At 56.5% G+C, this 22829-nt stretch carries 25 protein-coding genes; 18 read left to right on the plus strand and 7 right to left on the minus strand.

Annotated elements, in window-relative coordinates; genetic code table 11:
* The first annotated feature begins 97 nt into the window (after positions 1-97).
* The 17 genes from Q4544_RS09800 to cysE all read left to right on the plus strand — a co-directional run bounded on the left by Q4544_RS09800 (position 98) and on the right by cysE (position 13567).
* On the plus strand, positions 98-1276 hold the full coding sequence (locus Q4544_RS09800) for a phage portal protein (protein ID WP_303505789.1): 1179 nt from the start codon (positions 98-100) through the stop codon (positions 1274-1276).
* Positions 1269-1508, plus strand: a complete 240-nt coding sequence (locus tag Q4544_RS09805; protein WP_303505790.1) for a hypothetical protein — start codon at positions 1269-1271, stop codon at positions 1506-1508. Before Q4544_RS09800 ends, Q4544_RS09805 begins: the two co-directional genes overlap by 8 nt.
* A 22-nt stretch (positions 1509-1530) precedes the next feature.
* Positions 1531-2073 carry an HK97 family phage prohead protease gene (locus tag Q4544_RS09810; protein WP_303505792.1) on the plus strand — a complete coding sequence of 181 codons (543 nt, stop codon included), beginning with the start codon at positions 1531-1533 and terminating at the stop codon, positions 2071-2073.
* Between the two features lie 81 nt (positions 2074-2154).
* Complete coding sequence (locus Q4544_RS09815; RefSeq protein WP_407063042.1) at positions 2155-3294, plus strand: phage major capsid protein; 1140 nt, start codon at positions 2155-2157, stop codon at positions 3292-3294.
* Between the two features lie 152 nt (positions 3295-3446).
* Positions 3447-4043 carry a head-tail connector protein gene (locus tag Q4544_RS09820; protein ID WP_303505796.1) on the plus strand — a complete coding sequence of 199 codons (597 nt, stop codon included), beginning with the start codon at positions 3447-3449 and terminating at the stop codon, positions 4041-4043.
* Entirely contained in the window at positions 4040-4378 is a 339-nt protein-coding gene (locus Q4544_RS09825; protein ID WP_303505798.1) for a head-tail adaptor protein, read from the plus strand. The genes Q4544_RS09820 and Q4544_RS09825 overlap by 4 nt, the downstream gene beginning before the upstream one ends.
* Complete coding sequence (locus Q4544_RS09830) at positions 4375-4785, plus strand: DUF3168 domain-containing protein (RefSeq protein ID WP_303505799.1); 411 nt, start codon at positions 4375-4377, stop codon at positions 4783-4785. Before Q4544_RS09825 ends, Q4544_RS09830 begins: the two co-directional genes overlap by 4 nt.
* A gap of 24 nt (positions 4786-4809) precedes the next feature.
* Entirely contained in the window at positions 4810-5226 is a 417-nt protein-coding gene (locus tag Q4544_RS09835; protein ID WP_303505800.1) for a phage major tail protein, TP901-1 family, read from the plus strand.
* Between the two features lie 3 nt (positions 5227-5229).
* On the plus strand, positions 5230-5556 hold the full coding sequence (locus Q4544_RS09840) for a gene transfer agent family protein (RefSeq protein ID WP_303505801.1): 327 nt from the start codon (positions 5230-5232) through the stop codon (positions 5554-5556).
* Entirely contained in the window at positions 5553-5756 is a 204-nt protein-coding gene (locus Q4544_RS09845; protein WP_303505802.1) for a rcc01693 family protein, read from the plus strand. Before Q4544_RS09840 ends, Q4544_RS09845 begins: the two co-directional genes overlap by 4 nt.
* Positions 5749-6399, plus strand: coding sequence for a phage tail tape measure protein (locus Q4544_RS09850; protein WP_303505803.1), 651 nt, complete (start codon positions 5749-5751; stop codon positions 6397-6399). Before Q4544_RS09845 ends, Q4544_RS09850 begins: the two co-directional genes overlap by 8 nt.
* Positions 6400-6411: 12 nt before the next feature.
* Complete coding sequence (locus Q4544_RS09855) at positions 6412-7044, plus strand: DUF2460 domain-containing protein (protein WP_303505804.1); 633 nt, start codon at positions 6412-6414, stop codon at positions 7042-7044.
* Positions 7044-7931 (plus strand): DUF2163 domain-containing protein, encoded by an 888-nt coding sequence (locus tag Q4544_RS09860; protein ID WP_303505805.1) that lies wholly within the window; start codon positions 7044-7046, stop codon positions 7929-7931. Before Q4544_RS09855 ends, Q4544_RS09860 begins: the two co-directional genes overlap by 1 nt.
* Positions 7928-8380 carry an NlpC/P60 family protein gene (locus Q4544_RS09865; protein WP_303505806.1) on the plus strand — a complete coding sequence of 151 codons (453 nt, stop codon included), beginning with the start codon at positions 7928-7930 and terminating at the stop codon, positions 8378-8380. Before Q4544_RS09860 ends, Q4544_RS09865 begins: the two co-directional genes overlap by 4 nt.
* Positions 8380-12300: a glycoside hydrolase/phage tail family protein gene (locus Q4544_RS09870; RefSeq protein ID WP_303505807.1), complete on the plus strand. Its 3921-nt coding sequence runs from the start codon at positions 8380-8382 to the stop codon at positions 12298-12300. The genes Q4544_RS09865 and Q4544_RS09870 overlap by 1 nt, the downstream gene beginning before the upstream one ends.
* On the plus strand, positions 12275-12634 hold the full coding sequence (locus Q4544_RS09875; protein WP_303505808.1) for a hypothetical protein: 360 nt from the start codon (positions 12275-12277) through the stop codon (positions 12632-12634). Before Q4544_RS09870 ends, Q4544_RS09875 begins: the two co-directional genes overlap by 26 nt.
* A 129-nt stretch (positions 12635-12763) precedes the next feature.
* The gene (gene cysE / locus Q4544_RS09880; RefSeq protein ID WP_303505810.1) at positions 12764-13567 is read left to right on the plus strand and encodes a serine O-acetyltransferase; all 804 of its coding nucleotides are present in this window, start codon (positions 12764-12766) and stop codon (positions 13565-13567) included.
* Positions 13568-13633: 66 nt separating this feature from the next.
* Here cysE and Q4544_RS09885 read toward each other — a convergent pair whose 3' ends face one another.
* The 5 genes from Q4544_RS09885 to Q4544_RS09905 all read right to left on the minus strand — a co-directional run bounded on the left by Q4544_RS09885 (position 13634) and on the right by Q4544_RS09905 (position 18691).
* Complete coding sequence (locus Q4544_RS09885; RefSeq protein WP_303505811.1) at positions 13634-14941, minus strand: pyruvate dehydrogenase complex dihydrolipoamide acetyltransferase; 1308 nt, start codon at positions 14939-14941, stop codon at positions 13634-13636.
* Between the two features lie 11 nt (positions 14942-14952).
* Positions 14953-16320, minus strand: a complete 1368-nt coding sequence (locus Q4544_RS09890; RefSeq protein ID WP_303505813.1) for a pyruvate dehydrogenase complex E1 component subunit beta — start codon at positions 16318-16320, stop codon at positions 14953-14955.
* 12 nt (positions 16321-16332) lie between these two features.
* Complete coding sequence (pdhA, locus tag Q4544_RS09895; RefSeq protein WP_303505815.1) at positions 16333-17322, minus strand: pyruvate dehydrogenase (acetyl-transferring) E1 component subunit alpha; 990 nt, start codon at positions 17320-17322, stop codon at positions 16333-16335.
* A 332-nt stretch (positions 17323-17654) separates the two neighbouring features.
* Complete coding sequence (locus tag Q4544_RS09900; protein WP_303505817.1) at positions 17655-18290, minus strand: hypothetical protein; 636 nt, start codon at positions 18288-18290, stop codon at positions 17655-17657.
* A gap of 98 nt (positions 18291-18388) precedes the next feature.
* Positions 18389-18691, minus strand: a complete 303-nt coding sequence (locus Q4544_RS09905; RefSeq protein WP_303505819.1) for a septum formation initiator family protein — start codon at positions 18689-18691, stop codon at positions 18389-18391.
* A 184-nt stretch (positions 18692-18875) separates the two neighbouring features.
* Between Q4544_RS09905 and Q4544_RS09910 the strand changes: the two genes are divergently transcribed.
* A complete protein-coding gene (locus Q4544_RS09910; protein ID WP_303505821.1) occupies positions 18876-20501 on the plus strand; it encodes an acyl-CoA dehydrogenase family protein in 1626 nt (541 codons plus the stop codon).
* 65 nt (positions 20502-20566) lie between these two features.
* Here Q4544_RS09910 and Q4544_RS09915 read toward each other — a convergent pair whose 3' ends face one another.
* Entirely contained in the window at positions 20567-21460 is an 894-nt protein-coding gene (locus Q4544_RS09915) for a fructose bisphosphate aldolase (protein ID WP_303505823.1), read from the minus strand.
* Positions 21461-21597: 137 nt separating this feature from the next.
* On the minus strand, positions 21598-22776 hold the full coding sequence (locus Q4544_RS09920) for a phosphoglycerate kinase (protein ID WP_303505825.1): 1179 nt from the start codon (positions 22774-22776) through the stop codon (positions 21598-21600).
* Positions 22777-22829: the final 53 nt, after the last annotated feature.

The following is a 22829-nucleotide window of genomic DNA, read 5'->3' on the forward strand; positions in this document are numbered from 1 at the left end:
AAGGTGAAGAGGCGGTGTTGCGCATGGGCCGCGCGGGTGGGTCGCGTGGCTTTAACCGGTTTGGGGGAAAGTGGGTTTCATCAGAGCGAGGGAGCGGATGGTGTTTGATTTTCTAAAGCGCAGTTCAGCGGACGTGCCAGAGCAAAAGGCGAGTGCTGCAGGGCCTGTGGTTGCCTATCATTCGGCGGGGCGTGTGGCCTGGTCGGCACGAGACACCGTGTCATTGACGCGCACGGGGTTTGCGGGAAATCCGGTTGGGTTTCGCTGTGTGAAGATGATTGCGGAGGCAACGGCGGCGGTGCCTTTGGTGTTAGAGGGCATGGGCCAGCGGTTTGAGCGCCATCCGGTTATGTCGCTGGTAACGCGGCCGAATTTGGCCCAAGGGCGGGCGGAGTTTCTAGAGGCGCTTTATGCGCAGCTCTTGTTGTCTGGTGATGCTTATGTGGAAGCTGTCGGCGAAGATGGCTTGCCGCTGGAGCTGCATGTTTTGCGCAGTGATCGGATGCGGGTTGTGCCGGGGGCTGATGGTTGGCCGGTGGCTTATGAGTATAGCGTTGGGGCGCGTAAACATCGGTTTGATGTCAGAGGCGCGGCGCGGATTTGTCATATCCGCAATTTCCATCCGCAGGACGATCATTATGGGTTCTCGCCTTTGCAGGCGGCGGCGACAGCGATTGATGTGCATAATGCGGCCTCGCGTTGGTCCAAAGCCTTGTTGGACAATGCAGCGCGGCCGTCGGGGGCGATTGTATATAAAGGAGCTGAGGGACAGGGGAGCCTGACCTCGGACCAATATGATCGGCTTGTTGGCGAGATGGAGGCCCATCATCAGGGTGCGCGCAATGCGGGGCGGCCGATGTTGCTAGAAGGTGGGTTGGATTGGAAACCGATGGGGTTTTCGCCAAGTGATATGGAATTTCAGAAAACCAAAGAGGCAGCGGCGCGCGAAGTTGCGCTGGCCTTTGGGGTGCCGCCGATGCTGTTGGGTATTCCGGGGGATGCGACCTATGCCAATTACCAAGAGGCCAATCGGGCGTTTTTCCGGCTGACGGTTTTGCCGATGGCAACACGGGTGACGGCGCGGATGTCTGAGTGGTTGCAAGGGTTTAGCGGTGAGAACTTAACGTTGAAGCCGGATCTGGATCAGGTACCTGCACTAAGTGCGGAACGTGATGCGCAGTGGCAGCGGGTGCAGGCGGCGGATTTTTTGACCGTGGCTGAGAAGCGGCAGTTGTTGGGACTGCCTGCACTGTCTGAGGGGGCGGATGATGGCTGAGGGGGAACGCGGGGCGCGCTATGGGTTTGAGCCGTTTGATTGCGCGCCGGCCCTGCGGTTGGAGGCCCATGAGCGGGTGGCAACATTGCAGTTTGAGAGTTTGAACAAGCGGTTGGACCGGATTGAGGCGCTGATCGAGCGGTTGGAAAAGCGGCTTTGGTTGACGGTTTATGGCGTGGTTGGCGTGATCTTGGCGCAGGCGTTTCAGTCGTTGTTGCAAGGGATGCCTTAGGCCGCGTGTGAGGGAGATGGTTATGGATTTGGAACGGAAGTTTGCGCGCTTTGGCGAGGGGCTGTCTGTGGTGGATGGCTCTGTGATCGAAGGCTATGCGTCTTTGTTTGGGGCGGCGGATCAGGGCGGTGATGTGGTGCAACCGGGGGCCTATGCGCGGTCGTTGGCGGCGCTTGGCGCGGCGGGGCGATCGGTGAAGATGCTGTGGCAGCATGATCCAGCGCAGCCGATTGGCATCTGGGATGAGGTACGCGAGGACGCGCGGGGCCTGTATGTGAAGGGCCGCTTGCTGAGTGACGTGGCCAAGGGGCGCGAGGCGGCTGCGTTGATCGCTGCGGGGGCAATTGATGGCCTGTCGATTGGTTATCGCACGGTGAAGGCTACGAAGAATGACAAGGGCCAGCGGCTCTTGAATGAACTGGACCTTTGGGAGGTGTCGCTGGTGACCTTCCCAATGTTGCCTAGTGCGCGGGTGGCGGCCAAGGCGGATGATCCGCAAGAGGCTGTGCTGCGGGAATTGGCGGCGATCTTTGAGGATGCGCGCCATGAGATGGCGCAGCCCTAGGGCGGCCTGAACAGTCAAAACCAAAGAGGGTTGAGAATGAGTGAGACAGGAACTGGGCCGTTGGCCCAGATCGGGGAAGATATGTCTGGGGTTTTGGGCGTGAAATCTGCGGTGGCGGGTTTTGCAAAAGGTTTCAAAGAGTTCCGGGCGGATATTGAACTTAAATTACAGCAGCAGGATGAACGAATGAACATGCTTGATCGGAAGACTTTGATGGCCGCGCGCCCGGTATTGGGTGCCGCCGACCTTGAGGCCCCACATCAGAAGGCCATGGCGGCCTATTTGCGTAGCGGCGATGATGATGGGCTGCGTGGGCTAGCGCTGGAGGAAAAGGCGTTGTCTTCGGCGGTGAATGGCGATGGCGGTTATTTGGTGGACCCGGTGACGACGGAGAGCGTGAGTTCTGTGCTGTCCTCAACCGCGTCTTTGCGGGCTGTGGCGTCGGTCGTGACGGTCGAGGCGACATCCTATGACGTGCTGATTGATAGCACCGAAATGGGTGCCGGTTGGGCGACGGAGACGGCGGATAGCACGGAAACGAGCACGCCGGTGATTGAGCGTATTTCCATTCCGTTGCACGAGTTGTCGGCTTTGCCGAAGGCATCGCAGCGTTTGCTAGATGACACGGCGTTTGATGTGGAAAACTGGTTGGCAGGGCGTATTGCCGACAAGTTTGCGCGTGCTGAGGCTGCGGCGTTTATCAATGGCGATGGCGTGGATAAGCCGACGGGTTTGATGACCCATTCGACGGTGGACAACGACAGCTGGAGCTGGGGCAACCTGGGCTATGTGGCGACCGGTGTGGATGGTGGTTTCAATGGCGGCGAAGCGCTGATTGATCTGGTTTATGCGCTGGGTGCAGAATACCGCGCGAATGGCTCGTTTGTGATGAATTCCAAGACGGCGGGCGCAGTGCGCAAGCTGAAGGACGCGGATGGTCGGTTCCTGTGGTCTGATGGTTTAGCGGCGGGTGAGCCTGCGCGTCTGTTGGGCTATCCAGTGCTGATCGCTGAGGACATGCCAGATATTGCCAGCGGTGCGGATGCTGTGGCTTTTGGTGATTTCTCAGCGGGTTACACCATTGCGGAACGTCCTGATCTACGTGTGTTGCGTGATCCGTTTTCGGCCAAGCCGCATGTGTTGTTTTACGCGACAAAACGCGTGGGCGGCGATGTAAGCGACTTTGCAGCCATCAAACTTTTGCGGTTCGCGGTGTCCTAAGGGCGCATTGCGAAAGGCGGGGCGGCGAAGGGCCGCCTCGTCAGGGCGTGCGCTGGATATGCGTTATCTGGCTGCTCCCCTCCCACCGAGTGACGCGTGGCGCACGCCCGCGATTGGAGGGGCGTGAGGGGAGCCTGAATTTGGAGAGGTCCATGATGATGATGGAAGACACCCCGGTGCCCTTGGCCCGGTTGCCGATTGCAGAGCTGCGGGCGCATTTGCGGATGGGGACCGGTTTTGCCGAGGATACGTTGCAGGACGCTGTGCTGGAAGGGTTTTTGCGGGCAAGCCTGGCGGCGATTGAGGCACGAACCGGCAAGGCGATCTTGGCGCGATCTGTGACATGGCGGGTGCGGGAGTGGGATGCGCTGGTGGGGCATGGATTGAGCATGGCGCCGGTGATGTCGGTTGAGGTTGTGCAGGTGGTCGATGGTGGCGGTGTTGCGCAGGACATTGACGAGGACGTCCGGTTGGAGAACGACACGCATACGCCGATCTTGCGGCCTATGGGGGCGTGCTTGCCTGCCATTCCCACGCAGGGCTTTGCCGAGATTTCGGCGACTGTTGGTTTTGGCGCTACTTGGGCCGAGGTGCCTGCGGATTTGCAGCAGGCGGTGATGATGTTGGCCGCTCATTTCTATGAATACCGCCATGATACCGCGTTGCGCGGTGGCTGCATGCCGTTTGGTGTGACCAGCTTGATTGAGCGGTTTCGTCCGCTGCGGCTGAGTTTGCGGAGCGCGGTATGAGAGTGCCGCAACTGAACCGCGCCTTGGTCTTGGAGCGCGAAACCAGTGTGAAAGATGGTGGCGGCGGGTTCCGGGCGTCTTGGGAGCCGATGGGCACGCTTTGGGCCGAGGTTCTGGCAGGTGGTGGCACCACGCGGGACCGGCAATCGGTGGGGATTTCGCGGGTGGATTATCGGATCACGGTTCGTGCGATGCCCTTTGGTGCGGATGCGCGACCCAAGGCGGGGCAGCGGTTTCGTGAAGGAACACGGGTGTTTCGCATCCTAACGGTGGCCGAGCGCGGCACGGATGGGCGGTATCTGACCTGTAAAGCACGAGAGGAGACAGCGGTATGAGCTATGGCGTGGCGGTCGCATTGCAGACGGCGGTGTATCAGCAATTGGTGGATGACGTGCCTTTGGACGCGCTGATTGGCGATGCGGTTTATGACGAGCTGCCCAGCGGGGTGATCCCGGCGACCTATGTGACTTTGGGCCCGGAAACAGTGGTGGATCGGTCGGATAAATCCGGCGGCGGAGCGGTGCATCGCTTTGTGGTGTCTGTCGTGTCGGATGTGGCGGGGTTTGCCACACCCAAGGCGGTGGCGGTGGCCGTCAGTGATGCTTTGCACAATGCGGATTTGGGTTTGGCGCGGGGGCAGCTTGTCTCGCTGGTGTTTGAGCGGGCGACGGCAACCCGTGAGGACGCGGCCAATTTACGACGGATTGATCTGCGCTTTGCGGCGCGGGTGGATGATCAGTGATTTAACACACAGGAGGCCAAGCAGATGGCGGCACAGAACGGAAAAGACCTTTTGGTGAAGGTCGACATGATGGGCGACGGCACCTTTGTCACGGTGGCAGGGCTGCGAGCGACGCGGATCAGTTTCAACGCAGAAAGCGTGGATGTGACCTCGCTTGAAAGTCAGGGCGGGTGGCGCGAATTGCTGGCGGGGGCTGGTGTGAAATCAGCGTCTATTTCAGGCTCTGGCGTGTTCAAGGATGCGGATACGGATGAGCGGGCGCGACAGTTGTTCTTTGACGGTGAAATTCCAGAGTTTCAGGTGGTTATCCCGGATTTTGGCGTGGTCGAAGGGCCGTTTCAGGTGACAGCGTTGGACTACGCGGGTTCGCATAACGGCGAGGCGACCTATGAGCTGGCGTTGGCTTCGGCTGGGGCGCTGTCGTTTACAGCGGCGGCCTAGGCTATGGTGAATCCTTTGGCGGGCGAAGTGGCGCTGACGATGGATGGCACGCGGCATGTGCTGAAGCTGACCTTGGGGGCTTTGGCAGAGCTTGAGGCGCAGTTGGAGGCCGACAGCCTGATGGCGCTGGTTGCGCGGTTTGAGACGGGTGGGTTTCGCACGGCGGATGTGTCGGCGTTGATCTGTGCGGGGTTGCGTGGCGGTGGCTGGGACGGCGCGCCAAAGGATGTGTTGGCGGCTGACATCACAGGTGGTCCGCTGGAGGCGACGCGTGTGGCGGCGCAGTTGTTGGCGCTGGCCTTCACAGTGCCCGGCGATGGTGCCGCGTGAGCAAGATTGATTGGTCGGGGTTGATGCGTGCGGGGCTGCATGGGTTGCAGTTGTTGCCGCGCGATTTCTGGGCGCTGACCCCGGCGGAACTGGCGTTGATGCTGGGGCAGGCGCGCGGGGCGGCTTCGATGAGCCGGCGGCAGTTGGAGGACTTGCTGACGGCTTATCCCGACGAGGTGAAAGGCGAAACAGATGAGTGATTTTGAAGAGCTGGATGAACAGCTGTCTGACGTGCTGGGCAGTGCCGAAGCAGTGACGCAGGTGATGGCGGTGTTTGATGATGAGTTGCGCCGCATGCGGGGCGGCTTGCAAACGGCGGGCGGGGATTTTCGAACGTTCGAAAAGGGCGTGTCGCGTGGATTGAAAAGCGCGGTGGATGGATTGGTGCGGGATGGCGAAAGCCTGAGTGACACGCTGCGCCATGTGTTTAGCGGTGTGATGAACAGTGCCTATGACGCGGCCGTGAAACCCGTGACCAATCATTTCGGATCGCTGATAGCGCAGGGTGTTGGTGGGCTGATGCAGGGGATCTTGCCCTTTGAAAACGGGGCGGCCTTTTCGCAGGGGCGTGTGATGCCCTTTGCCAATGGCGGGATCGTCAGCGGGGCCACGGCCTTTCCGATGCGCGGTGGGCTGGGGTTGATGGGCGAAGCGGGACCAGAGGCGATCATGCCTTTGGCGCGTGGGGCTGATGGCAAGCTGGGCGTGCGCGGTGGCGGTGGGCGGCCGGTCAACATCGTGATGAACATCCAAACGGCGGATGTGCAGGGGTTTCAACGCTCGCAAGGGCAGATTGCCACGCAGATGAGCCGCGCTTTGGCGCGGGGGCAACGCAATCGGTAAGGAGGGTTTCTGATGGGATTTCACGAGGTACGCTTTCCGGCGAACTTAAGCTTTGGTTCAATCGGTGGACCAGAGCGGCGCACGGATATTGTGACGCTGACCAACGGCTTTGAAGAGCGCAATACGCCCTGGGCGCATGCGCGGCGGCGCTATGATGCGGGTGTGGGGATGCGGTCGCTGGACGATATTGAAACGTTGATCTCGTTCTTTGAGGCGCGGCGCGGGCAGTTGTTTGGGTTTCGCTGGAAGGATTGGTCGGACTTTAAGTCGGGCAAGGCCTCGGCGGATGTGGATTTTCGCGATCAGGTGATCGGGGTTGGCGATGGTGTGCAGCGGGTGTTTCCGCTGGTGAAGGTCTATCGGTCTGGCGAAGGCAGCTATGCGCGGCCGATTGCCAAGCCGGTGTTGGGAACAGTGCGGATGGGCGTGGCGGATGCGGAGCGGTTTGAGGCTGTGCATTTCACCGTGGATACGGCGACGGGCGAGGTGACGTTTGAAGACCCGCCCGGTTTGGACGAAGAGGTGACCGCGGGTTTTGAATTTGACGTCCCTGTGCGGTTTGACACGGATCGGGTGCAAACAAGCGTTGCGAGCTTTCAGGCGGGCGATATGCCGAATGTGCCTGTGGTGGAGGTGCGTGTCTGATGGCGATTTCAGAAGATTTTCAGGCGCATATGCAAAGCGGACTGACCACGGTTGCGCGGTGCTGGCAGATTGTGCGCGCCGATGGGGTCACGCTTGGGTTTACGGATCATGACTGTGATTTGACCTTTGCGGATACAGTGTTTCGGGCTGGGAGCGGTTTGACGGCTTTGTCGCTAGAGCAAAGCACGGGTCTGTCGGTGGATAATACCGAGGCCATGGGTGCGCTGAGCGATGCGGCTATTTCCGAGGTGGATATTGAGGCCGGTCGGTTTGACGGCGCGAAGGTCACCGCGTGGATGGTGAACTGGGCTGATGTGGCGGAGCGAATGGTGGTGTTTCGCGGCTCGATAGGTGACATCGTGCGTGCAGGTGGGGCGTTTCAGGTGGAGCTGCGCGGCCTGACCGAGCCGCTGAACCAACCGATTGGGCGTGTGTATCAGAAACCTTGTGGTGCGATCTTGGGTGATGGGGCCTGTGGGTTTGATGTGCTGCAGGACGGGTTCTTTGCCGAAGTGGCTGTACAGGATGTCGAAGACCGGCGGGTGTTTCGGTTTGAGGGGCTAACAGATTATGCCCCGGGTTGGTTTGCGCGTGGGCGGTTGGATGTTCTGAGTGGGAATGCCGAAGGCTTGAGCGTTTCAATTAAGTCCGATCAGTTTGACGGTCAGACGCGCGTGATTGAGTTGTGGGCGCCTTTGCGTGCAGAGATTGCAGCCGGTGATGCGCTGCGTCTGGTAGCGGGCTGTGACAAGCGGTTTGAGACCTGCCGCGCTAAGTTTTCCAATCAGGTGAATTTTCAGGGATTTCCCGACATTCCCGGCGATAGCTGGATTGCGACCGTGCCGCGTCAGGATGGTGTGAACTCTGGTGGGAGTTTGCGGTCATGAGCGGGGACGCGGTTGTTGCTTTGGCGCGGGAATGGATTGGGACGCCTTATGTGCATCAAGCCTCTGCACTGGGGGCTGGGACAGATTGCCTTGGGTTGATCCGTGGAGTGTGGCGCGGGCTCTATCAGAACGAGCCTGAGGCGGTGCCAGCCTATACTCCCGACTGGGCAGAAGCTGCGGGTGATGAAGCGCTGTGGCAGGCGGGTTTGCGGCATCTGGTGGCAAAGCCTTTGGATCAGGTCGCTGTAGGGGATGTGCTGTTGTTTCGGATGCGGAGTGGGGCTGTGGCCAAACATCTGGGCATTCAGGGCGTCGTGGGGTCTTCGCCGACGTTTATCCATGCCTATGGCGGTCATGCGGTTGTGGAAAGCCCGTTAAGCCAACCCTGGGCGCGCCGTGTTGTGGCGCGCTTTGCTTTTCCTGAACTTACCTCGAAGGAGACGAACTGATGGCGACCATGGTGTTTTCAGCGGCTGGCGCGGCAATTGGCGGCGCGATTGGGGGATCACTGGCGGGGGTCTCTGCTGTTGCGGTGGGGCGATTGGCTGGAGCCTTGGTGGGCAGTTCGATTGATCAGCGCATCTTGGGCAAAGGGTCGGATGCCGTCGAAACGGGGCGTATTGATCGCTATCGCATCACCGGGTCTGCCGAAGGACGCGCAGTGCCCAAAGTCTATGGGCGTATGCGTGTTGGCGGTCAGGTGATCTGGGCGACGCAGTATCAGGAGCATGTGACGACGACTGGTGGCGGTAAGGGCGGGCCAAGTACGCCTACGACGAGTGCTTATAGCTACACGGTGTCTTTGGCCGTGGCTCTGTGTGAGGGCGAGATCACCGGCGTTATGCGGCTTTGGGCGGATGGGCGTGAGGTGTCAGCCTCTGATCTAACGATGCGTGTGTATCCGGGGGATGACACGCAACTGCCTGATCCCAAGATCGAAGCAGTTGAAGGCACGGGCAAAGTGCCTGCCTATCGCGGAACGGCCTATGTGGTGTTTGAAGACTTGGATTTGGCGCCCTTTGGCAATCGCGTGCCGCAGTTTTCGTTTGAAGTTAGCCGCCCCTCGCCAAAGTCACAGGAGGAGGCCGATATAGAGCCGACTTATGCGACACAGGCCGTGGCGTTGATACCGGGGACAGGGGATTATGCGTTGGCGACAGAGCCTGTGTATTACCAGAATGGTCCGGGTGATCAGTGGGCCGCGAATGTGAATGCGCCTTCGGGGCAATCAGATTTTGTGACTGCAATGGATGCTTTGGACGGAGAGTTGCCCAATTGCGGGGCGGTTTCGTTGATTGTCAGCTGGTTTGGGAATGATCTGCGCTGTGGAGACTGTCTTGTGCGCCCTATGGTGGAGAAGGCCGAGTATGATGGGACGATGCCTTGGTCTGTTGCTGGGCAGGTGCGAGGGACTGCGGATGTGGTGCCCTTGGTGGATGGGCGGCCTGTTTATGGCGGCACCCCTTCGGATCAATCGGTGATCCAAGCGATCCAGCATATGAACGATATGGGTAAGGCGGTGATGTACTACCCGTTTATTCTGATGGATCAGTTGGCCGGGAATGGGTTGCCTGACCCGTGGAGTGATGCAGACGATCAGGCCGTGTTGCCGTGGCGGGGGCGGATTACCTTGTCTAAGGCTCCGGGACAGGTGGGGAGCCCGGATGGGATGGCTGCGGCTGATGCTCAGGTGGATGCGTTTTTTGGGACGGCGTCCGCGTCGGACTTTGCCATTGTGGATGGGGCGGTTGTGTATAGCGGCCCACAGGAGTGGCGGTATCGTCGGTTTATCCTGCATCAAGCGGCGCTATGTGCTGCGGCTGGTGGCGTTGATAGCTTTTGCATTGGATCAGAGATGCGCAGCCTTACGTGGATACGTGGGGCAGGTGGTGTGTTTGTTGCTGTCGCGCAGTTACGGGATTTGGCGGCAGGGGTGCGGACGATCCTGGGGCCAGACGTCAAGCTGGGCTATGCGGCGGACTGGAGTGAATACTTTGGCTACCAGCCACAGGACGGGACGGGGGACCGATATTTCCACCTTGATCCGTTGTGGGCTGATGATCAGATCGACTTTATCGGTATTGATAACTACATGCCGCTTTCTGATTGGCGGGATGGGGACGAGCATGCTGATGCCGCATGGGGGGATGTCTATAACCTCGATTATCTAAAGGCCAACATAGAGGGCGGTGCTGGGTATGACTGGTACTACCATTCGCAAGAGGCCGAAGACGCGCAGATCAGAACGCCTATTACGGATGGCGCACATGGGGAGCCTTGGGTTTACCGGTACAAAGACATCCGCAATTGGTGGTCCAATGCGCATCATGAGCGCATAGGTGGGGAGCGTCAGGCCAGCCCAACTGCATGGGAGCCGCAATCGAAACCGATATGGTTTACTGAACTCGGGTGTGCGGCAATAGACAAGGCCACCAATGAGCCAAACAAGTTCCTTGATCCGAAGTCATCGGAAAGCACGTTACCCAAGTATTCTAGCGGCCTACGGGATGAGTTCATTCAGCTTCAGTATCTGAAGGCAATGTATGACTATTGGGGGGAGGAAGAGAACAATCCAACCTCTGAGGAATACAAGGCCCCGATGATTGATATGTCACGTGCCTTTGTTTGGGCATGGGATACGCGACCTTTTCCAAGGTTTCCCCAGAACGAGGCGTTGTGGAGTGATGGGCGGAACTATGATCGGGGGCACTGGATCTCTGGACGTACAACGCATCGGAGCTTGGCCTCTGTGGTTCGCGAAATCTGTGAAGAGGCTAGTGTAGGTCCGTTTGATGTTTCAAAGCTTCATGGCGTTGTACGCGGGTATGCGGTTGATGATGTTCTAGAGCCACGCAAAGCCCTGCAGCCTTTGATGCTGCGTTATGGGTTTGATGCTGTGGAACATGGGGGTGTTCTGCATTTCATTATGCGGGGAAAAAGCGCCACGCATCAGCTTGATCTGGATGCCCTTGCAGTCACAGAGGATACGCCTAACGGGATAGAGCGACATCGCCATTCAGATGCAGAGACCGTGGGCCGCGTTCGCGTGAATGGCATCGAGGCGCTGGGCGATTTTGAAAGCCTGTCGGAAGAAGCCATTCTGTCAGATGAGACAGCGCAATCAACATCCTCGACCGAATTGAATATGTCGCTACTCCGTGGTGAGGCACGACAAGTCGCGGAACGCTGGCTCGCAGAGGCGCGTGTCGGGCAAGATGGCATTCGCTTTGCCTTACCACCGTCGCAGATTGCGCTGGGCGCGGGGGATGTTCTGTCTGTGCCATCAGAGGGCGAAACGGCAGAGACTTACCGGATTGATAGGGTGGAGCAGGGTGAGGCCCTGCAAGTTGACGCGACACGTATTGAGCCCAGTTTGTATGAACCGGCAGAGATTGATCCGACCCCTAGCAGCCTCGCGTCGTTTGCGGCAGCAGCTCCTGTGCATCCGCTGTTTATGGATTTGCCACTGTTGTCCGGTGACGAGGTGCCCCACAGCCCACATATCGCGATTGCCACCCGCAATTGGCCGGGGAGCGTTGCGGTCTATGACGCCTTGGGGGATGGCCCGTACCAATTGAATACATTGCTGTCTGCCAGATCAACGGTTGGTTTGCTGGAAACGCCGTTGTCTGTTGCCCAAAGCGGTGTTTTCGACCGTGGCGCTGGGCTGCGGGTGCGGATGATCAGTGGGCAATTGTCCAGTGTCAGCGAAGAGGCGGTGTTGAACGGTGCCAATCTTGCGGTGATTGGCGATGGCTCAGCGGGCAATTGGGAGGTGATCCAATTCCAAACCGCAGACTTGGTTGGGGCAGGTATCTATGAGCTATCAAACAGGCTGCGTGGTCAGGCCGGGACCGATGCGCTGGCCACCCAAGAATGGCCAGTTGGCAGTTGGTTTGTGTTGATCAATGCGCGTTCTCAGCAAATTGAACTGACCAGAGCTATGCGGGGGATAGAGCGGACATATCGCGTTGGCCCGGCGCAAAAGCCCTTTGATGACAGCAGCTATGTGGAACAAACGCTGGCCTTTGTGGGCAATGGATTGCGCCCCTATGCGCCAGTTCATTTGCGCAGTGATCTGCGTGCCAATGGTGATTTGGATATTCGGTGGATCAGGCGCACAAGGCAGGACGGCGATAGTTGGGATGTACCAGAGGTGCCATTGGGCGAAGAGGCTGAATCCTATCAACTAGAGTTCTGGCAAAATGGTCAGCTGGTTCGGTCGGTCATGACAGACACGCCCAATTGGACCTACAGTCAGCCAGATCAAAACAACGATGGCCTAAGCGGGTTGCTCGACATCAAAGTGGCGCAGGTTTCCGCTCGCTATGGGGCTGGGCCATTTGCCCAAACAACCATCGGCCTCTGACATGCGTCCGGTTCTCATCGGAGATGCGCTCGCATTCTCGCGGGCGTTGATGCAGGTTGCGCCAGATAAACGCGGTGCGACCTGCCAAACGTGGCTGTTTCAAGCGGATGCCGCAGACAAATATCGCAAACGGTTTGCGCGGCTTCATCCGGATTGGGGCAACGGCAGTTTGATGGCACATGCGACGGCGCATTGCCCGGATGCCTTAACAAGTCATTCTCTTGATCACGCGGAGTTTTGCAGCGCTTTGGCAGAGGTTCTGACGGCTTTACAAGCTTGGCGCAGCTTCAAAAAATCCTGCGCTGAGCAAAGCCGTTCTCCTAAATCGTTTTGAAATTATGGAAATTTATCCCTGTTTCTACCACTTGCTCTTGCATTCACACCTGTGATCTTGTCCACAACAACCTTGAATTTGCTCTGAAATCCCTAAGTGATGTATAGTGCATGAAAGAGGAATGGTTGCATGGCAGAACGAAGCCCCTTCATCAAAGAACTCGACCCAGTCTGGACGCAGATTTTGCGCGAGGGCAACGAGGCTCTGAAAGACGAACCGCTATTGGGCGGATTGATCCATTCATCGATCTTGCACCACAAGTCGGTTGAACAGGCGCTAAGCTATCGTATTTCGCTAAAGCTGGCGTCGGCAGAGATGTCCGAACAGCTTATTCGTGAAATCTGTGACGAGGCGTATAATAGCGATCCGTCCATCGCGATGTCAGCGCGTGCTGACATCACTGCGGTCTATGATCGTGACCCAGCATGCCACCGTTTCATTCAGCCGATGCTGTTTTTCAAAGGCTTCCAAGCGGTTCAATCCTACCGGGTTGGCAATTGGCTATGGCGCGAAGGCCGCAAAGACATGGCGTATTTTTTCCAGATGCGCAGCTCTGAGGTCTTTGGCATCGACATTCACCCAGCCGCGAAAATCGGCAAAGGTATCATGATCGACCACGCCCATTCCATCGTGATCGGTGAAACAGCTGTGGTTGGTGACAACGTGTCGATGCTGCATTCGGTGACGCTAGGCGGTACCGGCAAAGAAGAAGAGGACCGCCACCCAAAAATCGGTGACGGCGTTCTGATCGGCGCTGGCGCAAAAGTGCTTGGCAACATCAAGGTTGGCAATTGCTCGCGGATCGCCGCAGGTTCTGTCGTGCTCGAAGAAGTCCCTGCCTGCAAAACAGTTGCCGGAGTACCCGCGCGAATTGTGGGCGACGCGGGTTGCTCTCAGCCTGCGATCTCGATGGATCAAACACACCTCGATTGATGGTCCTACCAGACATGCAAAAGGCCACTCAATTGAGTGGCCTTTTTTCGTTTATGGATGCGGGTTTTAGGCCAGCATCGCCATTGGGTTTTCCAGATTATCCACGATGGCTTTCAGCAGATCCGCACCAACCGCGCCGTCGATCACCCGGTGATCCACTGACATGGTGACAGACATCACCGTCGCCACAGACAGCTCGCCATCAGCATTCACAACGGGTTTCTTCACCCCTGCGCCAACGGCCAGAATCCCAGCATGTGGTGGGTTCACGATGGCGTCGAAGTTATCAATGCCAAACATGCCCAAGTTACTGATCGCAAAGCTACCGCCCTGATATTCACTTGGCGCGAGCTTGCGTTCACGTGCACGACCGGCCAAGTCCTTCATCTGAGCGGAAAGCGCAGAAAGGGACTTCATTTCAGCGTCTTGCAGGACGGGGGTAAACAAGCCACCCTCAATCGCAACGGCCACAGCAACATCGCTTGCTTTCATCTGCAGCACACGATCACCGGCCCAAACCGCATTCGCAGCAGGCACCGCCTGCAACGCCAAAGCGACGGCTTTGATGATGAAATCATTCACCGACAGTTTCACACCACGATCCGCCAACTGTTTGTTCAACTGCGAGCGGAAGGCCAACAGCGCATCCAATTGAATGTCACGGCGCAGATAGAAATGCGGGATGCTTTGTTTGGCTTCTGTCAGACGTGCTGCAATTGTCTTGCGCATGCCATCCAATGTGACCTCTTCAAAGTCACGCCCTTCATACATCCGCGCAACCATATCCGCCGACGGGCCAGAGGCCATCTCTGGTGCCGAAGCAGCAGCAGGCGCCGCACTTGCCGCAGCAGGGGCTGCAACAGCCGCAGGTGTCGCGTCCGCCGATAGAACATCCGCTTTAACAATACGCCCCTTTGGCCCCGTACCTTTGATCGATGCCAGATCAACGCCCTTGTCCGCCGCAATCCGCCGCGCCAAAGGAGAGGCGAACACACGCCCACCATCAGCTCGCGCAGGGCTTGCTGGGGCAGGGGCCGCCACAACGGGTGCCGCAGCAACAGGTGCTGCCGCTTCCGCCGGTGCTGGAGCGGTAGGTGCAGCAGAGGGTGCCGGAACCGCACCGGCCTCTTCGCCATCTTCAAGCAACATGGCAATCGGCGTGTTCACTTTCACGCCCTCGGTGCCCTCAGCCACCAACAAAGGCCCCATTGTCCCTTCATCAACGGCTTCAAACTCCATTGTCGCTTTGTCAGTTTCAATTTCGGCAATGATGTCACCTGACGCAACTTCATCACCCTCTTTCACCAGCCATTTCGCCAGCGTGCCTTCTTCCATCGTAGGAGACAGCGCAGGCATTAAGATTTCTACAGCCATGATCTTTCTCCTTACCGATATGTCACTTGCTTAACAGCCGCGATCACTTCGTCGGTTGTCAGCAGTGCCAGCTTTTCAAGGTTCGCCGCATAGGGCATCGGAACGTCTTTGCCTGTGCAGTTGATCACCGGTGCATCCAGATAGTCGAATGCCTTTTCCATGATCGTCGCCGACAGATGGTTGCCGATAGAGCCAACCGGCCAGCCTTCTTCAACAGTCACGCAGCGGTTGGTCTTCATCACCGATGCCAGCACCGTATCATAATCAATCGGGCGCAAACTACGCAGATCAATCACTTCCGCCGAAATACCATCTTCGGCCAGCTTATCCGCCGCCTCCAATGCGTATTTCATGCCAATACCAAAGCTGACGATGGTCACATCATCCCCTTGGCGCCACACGCGGGCTTTACCGATTGGAACCGTAAAGTCATCCATGACAGGCACGTCAAAGGACTGACCATATAGGATTTCGTTTTCCAAGAAGATCACCGGGTTCGGGTCACGAATAGCGCTCTTCAATAGCCCCTTTGCGTCACTCGCCGAATAGGGCATGACCACCTTCAACCCAGGGATCTGCGCATACCACGCCGCGTAGTCCTGTGAGTGCTGCGCACCCACACGCGCTGCCGCACCATTCGGGCCACGGAACACAATCGGGCAACCCATCTGACCACCAGACATATACAATGTCTTAGCTGCCGAATTGATAATGTGATCAATCGCTTGCATCGCGAAGTTAAAGGTCATGAATTCAACGATTGGCTTCAAGCCTGCAAAGGCAGACCCCACCGCGATACCCGCAAAACCATGCTCTGTGATCGGCGTATCAATCACCCGTTTACTACCGAACTCATCCAGCAGACCTTGGGAAATCTTATACGCACCCTGATACTCAGCAACCTCTTCGCCCATCAAATAGACGTCTTCGTCACCTTTCATCTCTTCGGCCATCGCGTCACGCAAGGCTTCCCGAACAGTCGTAGACCGCACCTCGGTGCCTTCAGGCCAATCAGGTTCGACGTTCATCACAGGCACAGGCTCTGCCGTCACGCTCGCAGCAACCGGCGCCTCGGCCTGTGCCGGGGCAGGTGCGGCGCTGGCTGCTGCCGGAGCAGGGGTCGCGCCTGCCTCTTCGCCCTCAGCCAACAACACAGCAATCGCGGTGTTCACAGCCACGTTCTCTGACCCTTCAGCGACCAAAATCTGACCGATGGTACCTTCGTCCACCGCTTCAAATTCCATCGTCGCTTTGTCGGTTTCAATCTCTGCGATGATGTCACCAGAGGACACTTCATCACCTTCCTTCACCAGCCATTTGGCCAATGTGCCTTCTTCCATCGTTGGCGACAGGGCGGGCATTAGAATTTCAATAGCCATCGTTCTCTCTCCTTACGCCAAAATATCCGTCCACAGCTCGCTTTCAGCGGGCAGTGGGCTGTTCTTTGAAAATTCGGCGCTCTCGTTCACCACGGCTTTGATCTCTTTATCGATGGCCTTCAGGTCGTCTTCTGTGGCGTGTTTGCCTTCCAAAAGCATCTCACGCACGCGCTCAATCGGGTCACGCTCTGACCGGACTTTCTGTACTTCTTCGCGCGTGCGGTACTTTGCTGGGTCTGACATCGAATGCCCACGATAGCGATAGGTCTTTACCTCAAGGATATACGGACCCTTGCCAGCCCGGCAGTGCGCCACAGCCTTTTCGCCCGCTTCTTTTACGGCCAAAACATCCATGCCATCCACAACTTCGCCTTTAATCCCAAAGGCTTCGCCGCGTGTGTAAATATCTGCCGAAGAGGTCGACCGCGCCTGCGCAGTCCCCATCGCATATTGGTTGTTCTCGATCACAAAGACCACCGGCAGGTCCCAAAGGGCCGCCATGTTAAACGTCTCATAAACCTGACCTTGGTTCGCCGCACCATCACCGAAATAGGTAAAGGTCACACGCCCATTGCCTTTGTATTTATCCGCAAACGCCAGTCCCGCACCAATCGGCACCTGAGCCGCCACAATCCCGTGGCCCCCATAGAAATGCTTCTCTTTGCTGAACATATGCATAGAGCCGCCTTTGCCTTTGGAGTAACCGCCTTCGCGGCCCGTCAGCTCTGCCATCACGCCATTTGGGTCCATGCCACAGGCCAACATATGCCCGTGATCGCGGTACGAGGTGACACGCTTGTCGCCTTCCTCCGCCGCAGCCTCAAGGCCGACAACAACCGCTTCTTGTCCGATATACAGGTGACAAAAGCCGCCAATCAGCCCCATTCCGTACAATTGACCCGCTTTTTCTTCAAAGCGTCGGATCAAGAGCATTTCTTTGTAAAATTCAGTCAGCTCATCGCCACTGACATTTGGCTTCTTCGCAGCTTTTTTCGCAGCCATTAGGTGCAGACCTCCCCGCATGATTTCCAGTGTTCAGAGATTAAGTTGGCGCGCAACTTGATTTCGAAACACCTACAACATCCATTATTCCAGAACACTTCGCATCAAACCTCTAACAGGTCCTTTCGCAAAGCATTTTAGTTTAGCCTTAAACTATAGGCCAAACCATGAAACCACGGGTCGCGCAGGTTATCCAGAGGAAAAGTGAAATTTGGGTGGGGATGGGCGTATCTTTGAGGTGGTGCGATTTCGGCAAGATGTATTAGCTTTGGGGTGGGTGGTCGTTTCCAGAACAGCCTAGCAATAGATGTGCGAATGGTTGCTTCGAACCTCTAGTGACCGGTTTCTTTTGAGTTAATACGCTCCCAATACGCATCGACGTTAGACGAGAATTCGTTGAGGCGCTTGGTATAACGCTTTTCATGATCTAGATTTCGAGCCAGCTTTAGCTCATTCTTGAGTTCAAGCAATTCACCTTGAAGATTACTGTGATCTAGAAGAAGTCCAGCCGGCCACTCGTGGTCTATATACTCAAATGAACTTACTAGTTCTTCGAGTAGAGTCTGTTTGAATAGCTTGTTCTCCGGTTCGCACGCGCTTGCGCGTTTGAGTAATTCTATTGGCCCTAAAGCAGTGGCGATGTCTTTGGCATCTGGAGTTTCGGCGACATTTTCCCAAGTTATGGCGAGCATAAACATTGCTTCCGGATCGCCCTTTTCAAAGCTAGCTCGAATTGCTGGGAATACAATTTGCAGATAAATATCATGCTGAATTCGCCCACGCACGCGAACTAAGGCTCTCAATTCGTCGAAATGCTTCAGTACCCAAGTCTCTTTTTCATTTTGAGAAGGTAAAGACCTGATAAGCGCCTTTACAGCAGTTTTAGCCTGCGCCCTTAAGCCCAGACTGGCAAACTCTAAGTAAGCTTGAAAATGGCGTTCGGATGGAATGTTGTTGTCGTTTAACATGCACATGTTTGTATCGATAATTCTGCATATGAATTCTCGCGACGACTATTTCGTCCGAAAATCAGCCCTCAACATCCAGAATAACAAGGGCGTTAACCTTAACGAATAACCATCTCATCCGCGCGCAGCATGCCTAAAACGCTCCGGGCTTGCTGATCCAATAGGTCAACATCCAGATAGTCATCAGAGAGACGGCGGGTTAGGTTTTCCATACGCGCGACGTCGACTTTCATCGCAGCCAATTCGCGTTCTAGGACTTGTGTTTCAGCAGAAATCTCCGCCCGACGAAACAATCCATAATCCCCCTGCACAGCGGCAAAGGTGAAATAAACTGCTAAGCTGAACGCAACCCCGTAGAACAGGGCGACTCCAACGGCCGGGCGGGATTTTGTGACTGCCATGTCTGCCTCAGTAAAGTGGGGCCTTTGCGACCCTCTGATATCGTTATGCCATAGGCGATTCGCTATGTGAATCCCTAAAATGAAATGCGATTCGTTTTTTTGCCCTTAGACTCAAACTGTTACCAAAAAGACTCTGATTGATTTGTGTCGCCACTGCGTTAGCCTAGTTGCAGGAGGAGTTCTCATGCCCAAGCTTCCGCCACGTGCCGATCTTGATACTCATGACGTAACCAACCAGCCGGGAAAAGCCCCGCCGCACGACCTATGGGCGCGTGACCCCGCGCTGCAAACCTACGCAAAGGCCAATGGCGCCGATACGTCCAACCTTGCCCAAACCGGCGCGATCTACGCGGACGATGTGCTGCACACCGCTGCCGCCGATGCGCGCCGTGATCCACCTAGGCTTGTAACCTACGACGCGGCGGGCCGCCGTCTGGACGAGGTGCATTTTAACACCGGATACCACCAGGTCATGCAAGTCGCGACCAAAGCCGGATACGCGAATTCTGCTTGGATTGCAGATAGCGGGGGCCATGCCACCCATGCAGCGCACGTCTATCTGCTCAGCCAATTGGAACCGGGGTGTTGTTGCCCCTTAACAATGACTTACGCCGCACAGCCCGTGTTGGCCAAAGACCCGCCCATGGCCCAATTGTGGGCACCAAAACTGCAAAGCGCGCAATATGATCCGCGTGTTATGCCGGTCAATGAAAAGCTTGGCGCGACGCTTGGTATGGCCATGACAGAGAAACAAGCAGGCAGTGATCTGCGCCGCACCTCCAGCCGCGCAGAGCCAGATGATGAGCTATATCGCATCTTTGGCCACAAATGGTTTTGTTCGGCCCCCATGTCTGATGGCTTTCTGACCTTGGCCCAAGCCCCCGGCGGTTTGACCTGTTTCCTTGTCCCACGTTGGCTAGATGGCGAACGCAACGGTATTCATCTACAACGGCTCAAAAACAAACTGGGCAATCACGCCAATGCCACCGCCGAAATCGAATTCGACGACGCCCTCGCTGGCAAAATCGGCGAAGAGGGCGAGGGCATCAAAACCATTATGGATATGGTGCAACACAGCCGACTTGATGCTTCGATCGCCCCCGCAGGCCTGATGCGCGCCGCTTTGTCAGAGGTCAGCCATTGGGCGCAATCCCGCCGAGCTTTTGGTCATGCGCTGATCGATCAGCCCCTCATGCAATCCGTCCTTGCCGATCTGGCGCTGGATGCAGAGGGCGCCTTGGCGCTGTCAATGTCTATGGCCGCCGCCTTTGATCGCGCGGATGATACCAGCACATCGCTGGCCCGTGTCGGCGTGGCGCTTGCCAAATACCTCAACAACAAACGCTGCGTGCATGTGGTGTCCGAGGCGATGGAAATCATAGGCGGCCTTGGCTACATCGAAGACACGCCACTGCCCATGCTTTACCGAGAGGCCCCGCTAAATGGCATCTGGGAAGGGGCAGGGAACGTCATCTGCCTCGACGTATTACGAACCCTGCGCAAAGACCGCACCGCCCAAGCCGCAATTGATGCGCAACTGGATGGTATGAAAGGCCGCGACCGCTACTTTGATGCAGCCCTTGGCATTCACCGCAAACGCTGGCTTACCGTCCCGGACGAGGCAGAGGCACGCTGGTTCACCGAAAGCCTCGCAACACTCATGACTGGTGCCAGCCTGCTAGAAAATGCACCAAACGAGATAGCAGAGGCTTATATTGGCTCACGCCTCAGCGAACACCGCGGCACAACTGCGGGCGCGTTAGGGTCGTTCAACACTCAAGCCATTCTGGCGCGTCTCACGGGCACTTAAACGGTACATAAAAAAATCCCGCCGGTTTTCACCGACGGGATCAAAACTCTCAACATCCAAGGGGCTTAGCCCGCGATGGATGCTTCATAAATGCAGTCAATTGTCGCCGCGATTGTTGTGTTGAACTCGTCATCGCTTTGCTGCGCGCTTAGACCCTCGGTCAACGCACGAGAGAAGGATGCGATCATACCGCAGTTTTTGGACAGCATGTCGTTGGCTTGCTCACGAGAGTAGCCACCAGACAAAGCAACCGCACGCAGCACACGTGGGTGATCCACAAGCGCCTGATACTGGTTTGCTTTCTCAGGCAGCGTCAGCTTTAGCATCACGTTTTGATCGTCAGACAGGGCGTCCAACTGCGCTTTGATCTCAGCAACCAGAATGTCTTCTGCTTCGGCTTTATCTGCAATGGTGATAGTCACTTCTGGCTCAACGATTGGCACTAGACCTTTTGCGATGATCTGTTTTGCCACTTCAAATTGCTGTGCCACGTTTTCTTTGATGCCCGCAGGGTTTGCCGCATCAATGACAGAACGCATTTTTGTGCCGAAAATACCCTTTGCAACGGCTTTGTCCAAAAGCGCGTCCAAGCCGGGGTTTGGGTTCATCAAACGAACGCCATTGGTTTCATCCGCCAAACCTTTGTCGATCTTCAAGAATGGCACAACGCCGCGATCTTCCCAAAGGTAGGTCGCTGTTGGCTTGCCTTGCATCTCGCTGTCCATAGTGCGTTCAAACAGGATCGCGCCAACCACTTTTTCACCGGTAAAGGCGGGGGCTTGGGCAATCCGTGCACGCATTTGATGGATCAGACCGAACATTTCGTCATCATTGTTATACGCGCTCTCGTCCACGCCATACATACGCAACGCTTTGGGCGTTGAGCCACCAGATTGGTCAAGCGCTGCAATAAAACCTTTGCCTGCGCGGATGAGGTCAGTCTGAGATTGTTTGGACATATAAAGTCTACCTTGAAAATAAGGGAGTTTCGGAGAGTTTCGGAGTCGCCTTGCTAATAAGCGACCGAAACTCTCCTTGCAATGTGTGTAACGCTAACATTCCGCGAGAGATGAATATTTCCCGCGAAATAATCATATTATTGATCCAGTGCCGCAACGCCGGGCAAAGTTTTGCCTTCCATCCACTCTAGGAACGCGCCGCCAGCGGTGGAGATATAGGTGAAATCCTTCGCCGCATCCGCGCCATTCAGCGCTGCAACCGTGTCACCACCCCCCGCAACAGAGATCAACTTGCCCGCTTTGGACAATTCCGCAGCCTTCGCCGCTGCCGCATCTGTGGCTGCGTTAAACGGTTCAATCTCAAACGCGCCCAATGGGCCGTTCCAGATCAATGTCTTTGCGCCGTCAAACACGCTCGCGATTTTCGCAACGGTTGCCGGGCCAGCATCCAGGATCATCTTGTCTTCAGGGCAGGCGTCCGCAGCAACGGTTTCATTCGCCGCACCTGCTTTGAATTCAGCAGAGACCACGATGTCCGTTGGTAAAATAACTTCGCAATTCGCAGCCTTGGCTTTTTCCAAAATCTCAAGCGCAGTGTCTGTCATGTCATGCTCGCAAAGTGATTTGCCAACATTGATACCCTGCGCTGCAAGGAAGGTATTTGCCATGCCGCCGCCAATCACCAAGTGATCAACCTTCGCAACCAAGTTGCCCAGCAATTCCAGTTTAGAAGACACTTTTGCGCCGCCAACCACAGCCACAACAGGGCGTTGCGGCGTTGCCAATGCGCCTTCTAGGGCGGACAATTCGGCTTGCATCAAACGACCCGCACACGCAGGCATCAATTCAGCCACACCCGCGGTCGACGCATGCGCACGGTGTGCCGCGGAAAACGCATCGTTACAGTAGATGTCACCCAAAGTAGACAAGAAACCCGACATTTGCGGATCATTGGCTTCTTCCATAGGCGAGAAACGCGTGTTTTCGATCAACACAACTGCATCTTGCGGCAGGCCGAAAATCTCATCGTGGCTTGGGCGTTCAATGAATGTCACCGCAACACCAAAGGCCGCTTCCAAAGCTGGCACCAAAGGTTTCAACGACATTTCAGGAACTGGTTTACCCTTTGGACGACCAAAATGCGCCAACAGAATAGGGGAACCACCAGCTGCCAGAATGTCTTTGATTGTTGGCACGATGCGCTCAATCCGGGTGGCATCCGTCACCACGCCATTGTCCATCGGTACATTGATATCCACACGAACCAGAACGCGTTTGCCGCCTAGGTCCATATCATCCAGAGTTTTCCAAGCCATTTGCCGGTCTCCTAAAGGTCTTTGTTGCCTAGTTCTCTAAAGCAATCGCCCCA

This window comes from Cognatishimia sp. 1_MG-2023 (assembly GCF_030548175.1).
Lineage (GTDB): Bacteria > Pseudomonadota > Alphaproteobacteria > Rhodobacterales > Rhodobacteraceae > Cognatishimia.